The 14076-nt window shown below is 48.0% G+C and carries 13 protein-coding genes; 9 read left to right on the top strand and 4 right to left on the bottom strand.

Annotation, left to right across the window (positions count from 1 at the left end; translation table 11 throughout):
* Window positions 1-11: 11 nt before the first annotated feature.
* The 4 genes from B3M90_RS13440 to B3M90_RS13425 form a co-directional block, all read right to left on the bottom strand.
* Complete coding sequence (locus tag B3M90_RS13440) at window positions 12-662, bottom strand: homing endonuclease associated repeat-containing protein (protein ID WP_214852367.1); 651 nt, start codon at window positions 660-662, stop codon at window positions 12-14.
* A gap of 269 nt (window positions 663-931) precedes the next feature.
* Window positions 932-2581: a peptide ABC transporter substrate-binding protein gene (locus tag B3M90_RS13435; RefSeq protein ID WP_214852369.1), complete on the bottom strand. Its 1650-nt coding sequence runs from the start codon at window positions 2579-2581 to the stop codon at window positions 932-934.
* Between the two features lie 330 nt (window positions 2582-2911).
* Window positions 2912-3361 (bottom strand): thioredoxin-dependent thiol peroxidase, encoded by a 450-nt coding sequence (gene bcp / locus B3M90_RS13430; RefSeq protein ID WP_056063163.1) that lies wholly within the window; start codon window positions 3359-3361, stop codon window positions 2912-2914.
* A gap of 13 nt (window positions 3362-3374) precedes the next feature.
* Entirely contained in the window at window positions 3375-4214 is an 840-nt protein-coding gene (locus B3M90_RS13425; RefSeq protein ID WP_290784457.1) for a hypothetical protein, read from the bottom strand.
* A gap of 121 nt (window positions 4215-4335) precedes the next feature.
* Here B3M90_RS13425 and B3M90_RS13420 point away from each other — a divergent pair, with 121 nt between their 5' ends.
* From B3M90_RS13420 to B3M90_RS13380, 9 genes are all read left to right on the top strand, one after another.
* Window positions 4336-4623, top strand: a complete 288-nt coding sequence (locus B3M90_RS13420) for a HesB/YadR/YfhF family protein (RefSeq protein WP_035410238.1) — start codon at window positions 4336-4338, stop codon at window positions 4621-4623.
* Window positions 4624-4754: 131 nt separating this feature from the next.
* Window positions 4755-6299, top strand: a complete 1545-nt coding sequence (gene pruA, locus B3M90_RS13415; RefSeq protein ID WP_029342578.1) for an L-glutamate gamma-semialdehyde dehydrogenase — start codon at window positions 4755-4757, stop codon at window positions 6297-6299.
* 78 nt (window positions 6300-6377) lie between these two features.
* Window positions 6378-7889, top strand: a complete 1512-nt coding sequence (putP, locus tag B3M90_RS13410; RefSeq protein ID WP_290784455.1) for a sodium/proline symporter PutP — start codon at window positions 6378-6380, stop codon at window positions 7887-7889.
* Window positions 7890-8000: 111 nt separating this feature from the next.
* Complete coding sequence (locus B3M90_RS13405) at window positions 8001-9245, top strand: Nramp family divalent metal transporter (RefSeq protein ID WP_290756756.1); 1245 nt, start codon at window positions 8001-8003, stop codon at window positions 9243-9245.
* Window positions 9246-9445: 200 nt separating this feature from the next.
* Window positions 9446-9736 (top strand): Asp-tRNA(Asn)/Glu-tRNA(Gln) amidotransferase subunit GatC, encoded by a 291-nt coding sequence (gene gatC / locus B3M90_RS13400; protein ID WP_023469336.1) that lies wholly within the window; start codon window positions 9446-9448, stop codon window positions 9734-9736.
* Between the two features lie 15 nt (window positions 9737-9751).
* Window positions 9752-11194: an Asp-tRNA(Asn)/Glu-tRNA(Gln) amidotransferase subunit GatA gene (gene gatA / locus B3M90_RS13395; RefSeq protein ID WP_214852385.1), complete on the top strand. Its 1443-nt coding sequence runs from the start codon at window positions 9752-9754 to the stop codon at window positions 11192-11194.
* A gap of 14 nt (window positions 11195-11208) precedes the next feature.
* Window positions 11209-12642: an Asp-tRNA(Asn)/Glu-tRNA(Gln) amidotransferase subunit GatB gene (gene gatB / locus B3M90_RS13390; protein WP_035410227.1), complete on the top strand. Its 1434-nt coding sequence runs from the start codon at window positions 11209-11211 to the stop codon at window positions 12640-12642.
* A gap of 147 nt (window positions 12643-12789) precedes the next feature.
* Window positions 12790-13752 carry a diacylglycerol kinase gene (locus tag B3M90_RS13385; RefSeq protein ID WP_214852387.1) on the top strand — a complete coding sequence of 321 codons (963 nt, stop codon included), beginning with the start codon at window positions 12790-12792 and terminating at the stop codon, window positions 13750-13752.
* Between the two features lie 25 nt (window positions 13753-13777).
* On the top strand, window positions 13778-14076 hold a 299-nt coding region (locus B3M90_RS13380), incomplete at its 3' end, for a TRAM domain-containing protein (protein ID WP_290784452.1).

Genomic DNA, 14076 nt, shown 5'->3' with positions numbered 1-14076 from the left:
AAGGTATAAGTTCATTGGGCTTGTTGTTTACTAAGGCGAATCTCGTTTTCGATCGCATGGATCGCGGCTGACCAAGACCCATAGCGATGAAGTAAGGCTTTCGTCGATGGTTTGTTGTTTCGCTTTGCCCATTCTCGATATGCTTCAAAGGAGAGGGAGAAGCCAACTTCTTCGATTGCTTGACGCAGGGAAGCAGCAAGTTCAGCTTTTGAATAGGTGACACTTGCTTCGAGTCCTGCTGCGGTACAAGCGTCATGCCATGAACCGAACATCTTGACGATGTGATAGTGACTCGGGGCATGATGGACGGATTTACGCCACATTTGATACTTTTTGAGCGTGATCGTCGAGCCGACGTCTTGTGCATACCGTTCGAATGACTTTAAGATCTCGTCTTTCGTGTATTTAGGTGCCCGCTCGAGTTCCTCCGGCTGTTGATCGACATTCCACTCGTATCCAGCAGCCGATAAGGCTTCTGGCCATGAACCGAATTGACGAATGATGTTTTCTGGCTGAGGCCAGTCATTCGCGAGAGCATAACGGCGATAGACAGTGCGGCGTGGACGATCCTGGATGAGTTCACCGACCGCACGGATGGCTTCAATCATCTCAAGCTGCTCTTCTGTATAACTCTGTTGACTCGTAAGTACACGTTGCTTCATGAGTGAGTCCTCCTTCCTAGTTCGATGTAATATTGAGGCAAAAGTCCTCTGTATTAGATATATCGGTACATTTCCATTAATTATGAATAATTCCCGCAAAATATTGTAAATAAAGTGAATCGGATTCTTTGCTTAGTATAAATGGAAGTCATGGAAATGAAAACAGAATGACACGAAATTTTAATTCTATTCAGAAAAATAGGACAAACGGCTCATATGGAAAAAAAGACCAGACACGCTCGTCAGCGAATCTGGTCTTCGGGTATAACTTATTTTCCTTCAATGGAAGCCCATTTGTACGAAGTATCGGCACCAACTTTGTGGTTGACGATTCCTTTGACATACGGTTTACGTAGGAAGGATGCTCCACGTTGGTACATGACTGAGATGGCTTGATCATCTTCAAGGAGTGTTTTCTCAGCATCTTTCAGTGACTGCCAACGTTTCGCTGCATCGACTTCTTTTTGAGCCGATTTGATGAGCGAATCATACTTATCGCTTGTGTATTTACCACGGTTGTATGGCCCACCCGTTACCCACATATCGAGGAACGTCATCGGATCCTGGTAGTCAGGTCCCCATCCTGCGAAGGATAGTTCGAACTCACCTTTTGATTCAAGATCCAATTTGTTTTTGAACGGTTGTTGTTTGATCGTGACTTCAAGACCTGGGAGGTTTTTCTCCCACTCGCCTTTGAGGTACTCAGAGATTTTCTTCGAGTTGTCATCATCGTACGAAAGAAGCTCGAGTTTCACCGATTTCTTACCGACTTCTTTGAGACCTTTTTCGAACGATGCTTTGGCTGAAGAAGCGTCGTATGAACCGAAGCCTTCGTTTCCGTCACGGAAGTCTTTACCGTCTGGACCTTTTGCGAAGTCTTTTGGTACGTAGTAGTATGCAGGGATCGAACCGTTGTTCAAGAGGACTTTCGCCATCTGCGCTTTATCGTATCCCGAATCGATCGCTTTACGGATATCCTTGTTTTTCAAGAGTTCATTCTTGAAGTTCATTTGGATGTAGTACATTGATGCATCAAGACGCGTATCGAACTCTTTGCTATCTTTGTACTGATCAACGAACTCACTCGTCAGACCGACTTGGTCGACATCACCTTTTTCGTAAAGGTTGACGCTCGTTGAGACTTCCTTAACGATCTTGAAGTTGATGTCATCGAGCTTGACGTTGTCTTTATCCCAGTATTGGTCGTTCTTCTTAAAGCTCCAGCCGACTTCCGTCTTCCAATCCGAGAGAGTGAATGGTCCGTTGTAGAGGAATGTATCCGGCTTCGTCGCAAAGTTTTTCCCTTGTTTTTCGACGAATTCTTGCTTGAGCGGCATGAATGAACCAAAACCAGTCAATGATTTGAAGTATTCAGCCGGTTGCGTCAACTTGACTTCGAGTGTTTTGTCGTCGACCGCTTTAACTGCAACGTCATCTGCTTTCCCTTTACCCGTGTTGTACGCTTCCGCACCATCGATGATATACATGATATACGCATATTGCGAACCGCTCTTCGGATCGAGGACGCGTTTCCACGCATATTCGAAGTCTTTTGCTGTGACATCGCTGCCATCCGACCATTTTGAATCACGAAGTTTGAACGTGTATGTAAGTCCATCTTCCGAAACATCCACACTCTCAGCAACACCTGGTGTCGCTTCTTGATTCTCGTCAAGACGGAACAGACCTTCTTGAACGTTGTTCAATACCGTGAAGGATACAGAGTCCGTTGCGACTGTCGGGCTAAGAGCCGGAATGTCTGAACCGCTCGTTAAGTTCAAGACTTGTTTGTCTGAAGTTTTGTCGCCTGACGTCGAGCCGCCTTCTTTTTTACCTTCATCTGTCGTCGAACATGCCGCAAGACTTGATCCAGCGATTGTCAGTGCTCCGACGAGTGCGAGTGCCTTTTTCTTCTTCATAAAGTAAATCCCTCCCAAAAGAAATAGATATATATGGTGAAACGATAAGAACCGATAGGATAGCGATCCGGTGTCCGACTAAAAATAAGAGGGGTCATCGCCTTTTATTCTTAAGCTATGGAAAGCACCGGATCAACTTGTTATCAATAATAAATACAATATTCAGAAAAATCAATAGGATATTTTCAGATTATTTCAAAATCATTAAAATTGTGTGTGATACCAACGTTTCCTTACATGAAATTATTTTTATGTAAGGATAAAATTAGAAATATTAATAATCTGCACATACAAAAAGAACCAGTTGGATGATTCAACTGGTTCTTCGAATTATTTCCGTTCTTGTACGTATTGAAGTGCTTCTGCGACATGATCTTTTACTTTCACACTACGCCATTCCTTGACGATTTCACCGGATTCATCAATTAAGAAAGTCGAGCGTACGATTCCATAATATTCCTTACCGTAGTTCTTCTTTAATTGCCAGACGCCATATTGTTCACAGACTTCGTGATCGACATCTGATAACAATTGAAACGGTAATTCGTATTTCGCGATAAAGTTCTGATGACGCTTCTGGCTATCGGCGGAGACGCCGAGAATGACGGTGTTGTTCTCTTCAAAAGCTTGCGTCGCATCTCGGAAATCACATGCCTCGGTCGTACAACCCGGCGTTGAATCCTTTGGATAGAAATAAAGTACGACTTTTTTTCCACGATAATCCTCAAGGGAGATTGGTTCTCCTTGTGCATTTGGAAGGGTGAATGTTGGTGCTTGCATGAAAAATTCCTCCTTATCCTAATTCCATGTTTAATTGATCCGCATATTTTTCAAGCTTCTTTTGAAGGCTTTCTTTTAACGGATCGAGTGCGATCAAGTACTTCTCATAATCCGTACCGGCTTTCGCCGTCTTCATGAGGAGAGGCTGTTCGTCCTCATACCAATCCGCATAGTCTTGATAGTAATCAACGAGCGTCTCTGGGTTTCCTTCATTCTTCAGCGCCTCACCGTAAATCATCAGAATGTTACTGTTCATCTCAAGCGCCATATAATCCGTTTGTGCATTGACGCGAGAGAAGACGGCATCCTGTTCTTTTTCATCCGTTTTCCCGATTTCGTCTGCTGCTTTCGCATTGACACCATACTCATCGGCGTTAAACCCAGTGAATAGGTCACCAAGCGTCGAGAAGACGGCCGGGTCGAACGTCGTCGGTGTCAGAACGATCTTCCATTCATCGTCTTTCTTCAATAACAGCTTCGATCCGCGGTTCGGGAGAATGGATCCCTTCGCATCCTTGAATTCATGGATGATATAAGCGACGTCACCCTTTTGGAACGACTTGACGATTTTACCGGGAATGACGTTCAAGTTCTTCGCACCAACGGCGAGGGGTTCAAGTTGTTTTGCGTCACCTGTATATTCAATCGATGCGAGGTCTTTCGCATCTGCTCGTCCCGATTGACCGAGCGTTTTTTCATAGGTTTGATAGATATCGAGAACGGCTTGTTCAGCCTTCTGTTGTTTCGTTTCCGTCGTCTTCGGGGATTTGGTATTTGTAGAAGACGGGGAATCGTTTCCGCAACCGACGAGTACGAGACTGGTCGCAAGCAACACTACGAGCGATCGTTTCATTCGAATTCCTCCTAGATGGGTGTTCCGTGATGATTTCATAGCTAATCTTGTCTCTACCATACAGGAAATTCGCTTTTTTGAGTAGGATATCGGTACACTAAACGAAAGGGGAGTGATAGGTATGAAAATTCATATTACAGACGAGGCATTGCAATACTTTAAAAATGAGATGGAAGCACAATCGGGCGATACGATTCGCTTTTTCGCAAAATATGGTGGATCAACGGATTTAACGCAAGGTTTCTCCGTCGGCGTTCATATGGAAGAAGTCGAACGGGCAGCGGTCGAGGAAGTCGTCGACGGTATTCATTTCGTCGTATCTGACCAAGATGACTGGTTATTCCAAGGACAAGACGTCAAAGTCTCGATCGAAAACGAAGAGATTGTTTTTTCACAAGCGAAGGAATGATAGAGGAACGAGGAGAGACCGAATCGGTCGCTCCTTTATTTTTTTTGACTAGAATAATTGTAAGCGGACTCATGCTTCTGTACAATGGAGAATGTAAGCGATTTAAAGTAGAGATTAAAGGGGGAATAGAGATGATTCCGTACAAACACGAACCATTCACGGACTTCTCACAAGAAGCAAACAAGAAAGCGTTCGAAGAGGCACTTGCACTCGTCACGCAAGAACTCGGCAAAGATTATCCGCTCGTCATCGGTGGAAAACATGTGACGACGGAAGATAAAATCGTCTCCGTCAATCCGGCCAACAAAGAAGAGATCGTCGGACGTGTCTCAAAAGCGACACAGGAACATGCAGAAGAAGCGATGCAAGCAGCAGTCACAGCCTTCGAAACATGGAAATTCGTCAATCCGTCTGTACGTGCGGACGTCCTATTCAAAGCAGCGAACATCATCCGTAAGCGGAAGCATGAGTTCTCTGCCTACCTCGTCAAAGAAGCAGGGAAGCCTTGGAATGAAGCGGATGCGGATACAGCAGAAGCAATCGACTTCCTCGAGTACTACGCACGTCAGATGCTCGTCTTAAAAGACGGTAAGAAAGTCGAGAGTCGTCCAGGCGAATACAACCGTTACGATTACATTCCACTCGGTGTCGGTGTCATCATCTCACCATGGAACTTCCCACTCGCAATCATGGCTGGAACAGCCGTCGCAGCAATCGTGGCAGGGAACCCGATCCTCTTGAAACCAGCATCGACGACACCGGTCGTCGCAGCGAAATTCGTTGAAGTGATGGAGCAAGCTGGTCTTCCGGCAGGCGTCTTGAACTTCGTACCCGGTTCAGGAGCAGAAGTCGGCGACTACCTCGTCGATCACCCAAAAACACGTTTCATCAGCTTCACGGGATCACGTGATGTCGGTCTTCGCATCAATGAGCGGGCATCAAAACTGAACGAAGGTCAAATCTGGCTCAAACGTGTCATCGCGGAAATGGGCGGAAAAGATACGATGGTCATCGATGAGTCGGCTGACCTCGATTACGCAGCGGACATGATCACGAAAGCGGCATTCGGATTCTCAGGTCAAAAATGTTCAGCTTGTTCACGTGTCGTCGCACTCGACTCTGTCTATGACGAGTTGCTCGAAAAAGTCGTCGCGAACACAAACAAACTCAGCATCGGTAACCCGACGGATGTCTCAAACAATGTCGGACCAGTCATCGATGCAGCAGCCTTCAAGAAAATCACGTCGTACTTCGACGTCGCAAAAGAAGAAGGACGCATCGTCGCAGGTGGTACGGCTGACGATTCAACAGGATTTTTCGTCTCACCGACAGTCGTCGCGGACGTTCAACCAACGGATCGTTTGATGCAAGAAGAAATCTTCGGACCAGTCGTCGCCTTCACGAAAGCGAAAGATTTCAAAGAAGCAATCGATATCGCAAACAACACGGAATACGGATTGACAGGTGCTGTCATCACGCAAGACCGGACGAATCAAGAGTACGCACGTGCGAACTTCCACGTCGGTAACCTCTACTTCAACCGGGGTTGCACAGGCGCAATCGTCGGCTACCAACCATTTGGTGGGTTCAACATGTCAGGTACGGATTCGAAAGCGGGCGGACCGGATTACTTGACTTTACATCTTCAAGCAAAAACTACTTCAGAAATGTTCTGAAATGGTGTTTAATAGACGAAACGGGTGTGCGACCTGCACACCCGTTTTTCTTATATCACGGAAAAAGGGGGAGCAAGGATGAACGGAATGTGGTTCGCGATTTTGCTATATCTCGGCCTGATGGTCGCACTTGGCGTCATTGCGTATTATCGGACGAAGAACATGAATGACTATATGCTTGGAGGACGTACGATCGGTCCCGTCGTCACGGCGCTCTCTGCAGGAGCAAGTGACATGAGTGGGTGGCTGTTGATGGGTTTACCGGGTGCGATGTATGCAACTGGTCTGTCCAGTGGATGGATTGTCGTCGGATTATTACTTGGCGCTTATGCCAACTGGTTACTCGTCGCGCCTCGTCTGCGTGCGTATACGGCACATGCAGGGGATGCAATCACGATTCCCGATTACTTTGAAAAACGATTCCACGATAAAAGTGGTGTTTTGCGTACCGTTTCAGCTGGAGTTATTTTAATATTCTTTATAATGTACGCATCAAGTGGTTTTGTCGCAGGTGGTCGTTTATTCGAAGCTGTCTTTGGTCTTGAATATACAACAGGTCTTTGGATTCTCGCAGGCGTCGTCATTGCGTATGTCTTCCTCGGTGGTTTCCTTGCCGTCAGTTGGACGGACGTCGTGCAAGGGATGATCATGGTCATCGCATTGCTGATCGTACCAGCTGTCGCGCTGACTTTAAGTGGTGGGATTAACGATACACTCGAGACGATCCGGTCGACAGGCGTCTCGAAACTGGAACTGTTCAAAGGGACGACGACGATCGGTATCATCTCGCTTCTCGCGTGGGGACTCGGATATTTTGGACAGCCGCATATTATCGTTCGTTTCATGGCGATTCGTAACTTACATGAGATGAAGTCGGCGCGTCGTGTCGGGATGATTTGGATGACGTTCTCGATCGTTGGTGCAATGGTGACGGGCTTGATCGGATATGCCTATTACACGCAACAAAGTGCAGGATTAAAAAATCCAGAGAATGTCTTCATTCAATTATCACGTGACCTTTTCCCAGAGTTCATTACAGGGTTGTTGCTTGCAGCCTTACTTGCTGCGATCATGTCGACGATTTCGACGCAGCTGCTCGTTTCTTCAAGTGCGGCAACGAATGATTTCTATCACCGTTTCTTTAAACGCGATGCTTCAGATCGTGAATTGATGATCATGGGACGCTTGATGGTTCTCGTCGTGGCGCTTCTAGCGATTCTCTTATCGTTTGGTGCAGAAAAGTCGATTCTGACGCTCGTCGGATATGCGTGGGCTGGCTTTGGTTCAGCGTTCGGTCCAGTCGTGCTGTTCAGCCTACTATGGCGGCGGATGAACAAGACCGGAGCACTTGCTTCGATGATTACGGGATCCGTCGTCGTCATCGCTTGGATTCTCATCAATCAGAACGTCGCCGGATTACCATCGTACATTTCGGAAATGTACGAGATGATTCCAGCTTTCATCGCTTCGACGATTGCGCTCGTCATCGGTAGTCTTGTGACGAAGGAACCGAGTCAAGCGATCTATGATGAGTTCGATCAAGTACAAGCGCAGCTAAAAGGTGCAGAGCCTGAGCGGAAAATCGTCTAAATAACGGAGAGGGGTGTTTCCTGAGTAAAGGAGACACCCCTTTTTTATTTACTTGATACGTTATTATTTACCATAAACATATTTGTTGCACTTGCGCAAAATAAGCGTATAATGAAAACAAAAAGTGAGGTGAACGAGATGGCGACACAGCCACTTACACAAGATTTACCAAGAAAACGGACATATATCGGACCGGCGTTCGTCGCTGCCGTCGCGTATCTTGATCCGGGAAACTTCGCGACGAACATGACGGCAGGTGCCCAGTATGGCTACTTGTTGCTCTGGGTCATCGTTGCCTCGAACTTGATGGCGGTCGTCATTCAGTTCCTATCAGCCAAACTTGGAATCGTCAGCAATCTCAGTTTAGCGGAGGTGATCCGGGAAGAGTTGTCGCCGGTCTATCGCTTCTTCTACTGGGTACAAGCGGAGCTCGTCGCGATGGCGACCGATCTCGCCGAGTTCGTCGGAGCCGCACTCGGATTTCATTTACTGTTTGCGATCGATTTACGGATGGCGGCATTGTTGACGGCAGTCCTATCATTCGTCATCCTCGGATTCGAGCAAAAGGGACTCCGTCATTTCGAAGCCGTCATCGCCGTTCTTGTTTTAATCATCGCAGCGGCTTTTGCGATTGAAGTATTTGAAGTCCATCCGGTGTTCCGAGATTTATCGGCAGGGTTGTTACCGGGATTCGAAGGTACGTCGAGCATCGTCCTTGCTGCCGGGATGCTTGGAGCGACCGTCATGCCGCATGCGATCTATCTCCATTCCGATTTAACGAAACGACGGATGGGGCATGTCGCGAACAAGATGCCGTTGCTACGGATCCAACGCTTCGATATTTGGGGTGCGATGTTGATTGCCGGAGCAGTCAACGGAGCGATGCTCGTCATCGCGGCCAGCGTCTTTTACGACACGAAGTATCAAGCCGGTTCGCTTGAAGAAATTTATGAAGGACTACATGTCACGCTCGGTGGCATCGCGCCGTATCTGTTTGCGATTGCCTTACTCGTATCAGGTCTCGCTTCATCAAGCGTCGGGACGATGTCGGGGGACGCGATCATGCGCGGCTTCCTCCATCTCCAGCTGCCACTGTTCGTTCGCCGGACCGTGACGATGTTACCGGCGATTTTGTTACTTTTCTCCGGTTTTGATCCGACACGGGCACTTGTCCTCAGTCAGGTCGCTTTATCGTTCGGGATTCCGTTTGCGTTGATTCCCTTGATTCGGGCGACAGCAAGTGAGCGGTACATGGGAGAACATCGGAACAGTCGGTTCATGAACGCGTTGTCCTGGATCATTGTCTCGATCGTCATCGTCTTCAATGTCTATCTGCTTGTTGATGTCTTAGTATGAATATTCAGTATTTTTGTTTCGTCTGATTTAAACCGGGTATTTCATAACTAGAAGCTTTCCGCCCGGAAGCTTTGCTACCCCTATAAGGACGATGGTGCGGACCTCCCCCCGATGCACCATCGTCTTTTTTGTCTGGACGAAAAGTGCTATGATTAGAAATAGTGTAAAATATATCGCAAAAGTTCCGGAGGTGGAATGACATGGCAAAGATTAATGAGGAGCAAGTCCGCCACGTGGCGCATTTGGCACGCCTTGCCGTGACAGATGAAGAAGTAGCACAATTCACAGGACAACTCGAGAAGATTCTTGGGTTCGCTGAACAATTAAATGAACTCGATACGACAGGCGTCGAACCGACGACTCATGTCCTCGATTTAAAGAACGTCCTACGTAAGGACGAAGTACGTCCATCACTTCCGCGTACGGAAGTAGAAAGACTCGCACCCGATTGGGAAGACGGACAAGTCCGCGTCCCAGCGGTGTTCGAATAAGGAGGAAATGACCCGATGTCACTTTTTGAACATGGTGTCAAAACATTACACACACTCATTCAGGATGGCGAAGTCAAAGCTTCTGAACTCGTCAAGGAATCCTTTGATCAAATCGACCGCGTCGACGGAAAAATCGGTGCGTTTCTCTCATTGAATGAAGAAGCGTTCGAGCAAGCGAAACGAATGGATGATGTCGCGAAACACGAAGCGAACCCACTGTTTGGTCTTCCAATCGGCGTCAAGGATAACATCGTCACGAAAGGAATGACGACGACATGTGGTTCGAAATTCCTTGAGAACTTCGTACCAGCACATGATGCGACGGTCGTCGAGCGTCTGCATGAAGCAGGGGCAATCACGATCGGGAAATTGAACATGGATGAGTTCGCGATGGGTTCTTCAAACGAGAACTCAGCGTACAAACCGGTTCGCAATCCATGGAATACGAAACACGTTCCAGGCGGTTCTTCGGGTGGTTCAGCAGCTGCTGTCGCAGCAGGCGAAGTCTTGTTCAGCCTCGGTTCGGATACAGGTGGTTCGATTCGTCAGCCGGCTGCCTATTGTGGTGTCGTCGGGTTGAAACCGACTTACGGTCTCGTCTCACGTTTTGGTCTCGTTGCGTTCGCGTCATCGCTTGACCAAATTGGTCCGTTGACCCGAACAGTCGAAGATAACGCGTATCTTTTGAGCGCGATCGCAGGACACTGTGGGATGGATTCGACGTCTGCGAACGTTGCAGCAACGGATTATACACAAGCGTTGACTGGTGATATCAAAGGTCTGAAGATCGCTGTTCCGAAAGAATACTTCGGCGAGGGTGTCAGTGAAGGCGTCAAAGCCAACATCCGTGAAGCGATCCAAAAACTCGAAGCACTCGGTGCGACGGTTGATGAGGTGTCACTCCCGAACTCGAAATATGCGCTTGCGACGTACTACTTACTCGCTTCATCAGAAGCATCATCAAACCTTGCGCGCTTTGACGGTATTCGCTACGGAGTCCGTGCGGAAGCGGATGCACTTGAAGATGTCTTCAAGTATTCCCGCTCACAAGGATTCGGAGACGAGGTCAAACGCCGGATCATGCTCGGAACGTATGCGCTCAGCTCTGGTTACTACGATGCCTACTATAAAAAAGCACAACAAGCTCGGACGTTGATCAAAAAGGATTTCGACGATGTCCTCGCGAACTATGACGTCATCATCGGACCAACAGCACCGACACCAGCATTCGAACTCGGTGCACAGCTCGATGACCCGGTCACGATGTATGCGAATGACATCTTGACGATTCCGATTAACTTAGCAGGTGTCCCAGCGATCTCGGTTCCAGCTGGATTCGTCGACGGTCTTCCGGTCGGCTTACAAATCATTGGAAAACATTTCGATGAGGCGACGATCTATCGCGCTGCGCATGCGTTTGAGCTTGCGACAGGTGGATTCGCGCTTCCGAAGTTATAAGGAGCGAATGTATCATGAACTTTGAAACGATCATCGGGATCGAGGTCCACGCCGAACTGAGCACGAACACGAAGATGTTCTGTGGTTGTGCGCGGGAATATGGCGCAGAGACGAATACGAAAACGTGTCCGATTTGTCTTGGACACCCGGGCGTCTTGCCGAAAATCAACGAAAAAGCCGTCGAACTCGCCGTTCGTGCAGCGATGGCGCTCAACTGCCAAGTAGCTGATCAAACAAAATTCGACCGGAAGAACTATTTCTATCCGGATACGCCAAAAGCGTATCAAATCTCGCAGTTTGATCAACCAATCGGCTTTGATGGCTACATTGATGCGGAAGTCGATGGCGAAACGAAACGCTTCCGAATCGAACGTGTCCATCTGGAAGAAGATGCCGGTAAGATGAACCACACGGGTGCCAACCATTCGGTCGTCGACTTCAACCGGACAGGTGCACCGCTAATTGAGATCGTCAGTGAAGCGGATATGCGTTCACCGAAAGACGCAGTCGCCTACCTCGAACGTCTCAAGGAAGTCTTGCAATATGCAGGCGTCTCAGACGTCAAGATGGAAGAGGGGTCACTCCGTTGCGACTGTAACATCTCGGTGCGTCCATACGGACAAGAGAAGTTCGGTACGAAAACAGAGCTCAAGAACTTGAACTCGTTCGGAAATGTCTTAAAGGGTCTTGAGTTTGAAGAAGATCGTCACCGCAAGTTACTGCTTGCTGGTGGTGTGATGCGTCAAGAAACACTCCGTTTCGATGAGACGAAAAAACAAACCGTCCTCATGCGTGTCAAGGAAGGGGCGTCGGACTATCGTTACTTCCCAGAGCCTGACCTCGTCAAGCTCGTATTGGATCACGATTGGAAAGAAGCGATTCGTGCCGGCATCCCGGAACTTCCAGACGCACGCCGTGTTCGTTACCAAGAAGAACTCGGTCTTTCAGCGTATGATGCGAAACAATTGACGGTCACGCGTGAAATGGCAGAGTACTTCGAAGCGACACTTGCAGCTGGTGCAGAGCCAAAAGCAGCAGCCAACTGGACAGTCGGTGAGATCCAAGGTCACTTGAATAAATCGACGGAAACGTTCGAAACAGTCAAGATGACACCAGCGCGTTTGGCAGAGATGATCGACTTGATCGCAAGCGGCACGATTTCTTCGAAAATCGCCAAACAAGTCTTCACGGCAGTCATCGAAGAAGGTGTCGAGCCGCGTGCATACGTTGAAGCAAACGGTCTTGCACAAATTTCGGATGAAGGATTGTTGCGTGGTCTCATCGTCGAGATGTTCGAAGCGAACCCAGCCGTCGTTGAGGAGTTACTCGGTGGACGTGATCGGAAGAAAGGCTTCGTCATCGGTCAGATCATGAAGAAAACAAAAGGAATGGCAAACCCTGCTCTCCTTGATCAACTCTTCTACGAAGAGCTCGAAAAACTGAAATAAGTTGCACTTAAGATGGCGTCTGTCTCTCCCTCGCTGAGGTGAAGAAACGGACGCTGTCTTTTTTGGCTTTGTAATGTCTCGAGAGTTCATGTAAAATAAAACAGTTATGTATCAAATGAACGGTTGAGTCAAAAAGGAGAAAATCTTATGAGACCTAGAGCGCGCGTGATTTATAACCCGACTTCCGGGAAAGAGATGGTTAAACGAAACTTACCGTATATCCTCGACCGACTCGAAGCAGCGGGTTATGAGACATCTGTTTACTCGACGAAAGCGGTCGGTGATGCAACGTATGAAGCAGCACGAGCATGCGAAGCAGACTTTGATCTTGTCGTTGCTGCAGGCGGCGATGGTACGTTGAATGAAGTGATCAGTGGAATGGCAGCTTATAGCAAACGTCCAAAGCTTGGTGTATTACCTGTTGGAACGACGAATGACTTTGGTCGGGCGATGCGTATTCCGTTGACGATCGAAGGGGCGATGGATGTTATCTGCACGGGACATACGATGCCGGTCGATATCGGTAAGATCGAAGGTTCGACAGGCGTCCATTACTTCATCAACATCGCTGGTGGCGGCATCATGACAGAACTGTCGTACGAAGTGCCTTCAAAGCTGAAGACGGCACTTGGACAGCTCGCGTACTACGTCAAAGGGATGGAGAAACTTCCGCAAATCCGACCGACATATGTCGAACTGGAGCATGAAAAGGGTATATTCAAAGGAGAAGTCATGCTGTTCTTGACATCCAATACGAACTCTGTCGGTGGATTCGAGAAGTTGTCACCGAACGCGTCACTCAATGACGGTCGGTTCGATCTCTTCATTCTGAAGAAATGTAACCTCGTCGAATTGATTCGTGTCATGCGTCTTGCCTTAAAAGGGGATCATTTCTCAGACCCTTGCATCGAGCATGTCACGACCTCATTCGTCCGCATGAAGAATACATCAGAGATGAGTTTGAACATCGATGGTGAGTTTGGCGGCATCTGCGAAGGCGAGATGACGAATCTTCGCTCTCATTTCGAAGTCATGACACCAAAGTTCCGGATCGAAGAGATGGAACAAATCAATACACAACTTCAAGAAGCAGAAACGAACCTCGCGTGAAGCGAGGTTTTTAAGGAGGATATTCATGATTCCAGTACAAAAGAACGATGAACACGTCGTCGAGATCGTCGATCTGACACATGAAGGGTCAGGGGTCGCGCGCATCGATGGATATACGGTCTTCATCCCGGGCGCATTGCCGACGGAACAGGTCAAGATCAAGATCACGAAAACGACGAAGTCTTACGGATTCGGTCGCATCATCCGTCAAAAGACGAAGAGTGTCGATCGTGTCGAGCCGCCTTGCCCGGTTTACAACCAGTGTGGTGGTTGCCAATTGCAACATTTGTCATACGATGCAGAACTCAAGTTCAAGCACAACCG

Source organism: Exiguobacterium sp. UBA6309 (genome assembly GCF_002439205.1).
Taxonomy (GTDB): domain Bacteria; phylum Bacillota; class Bacilli; order Exiguobacteriales; family Exiguobacteriaceae; genus Exiguobacterium_A.
Note: the sequence above shows the minus strand (reverse complement) of the source record. Positions and strands in the feature narration are given on the sequence as shown.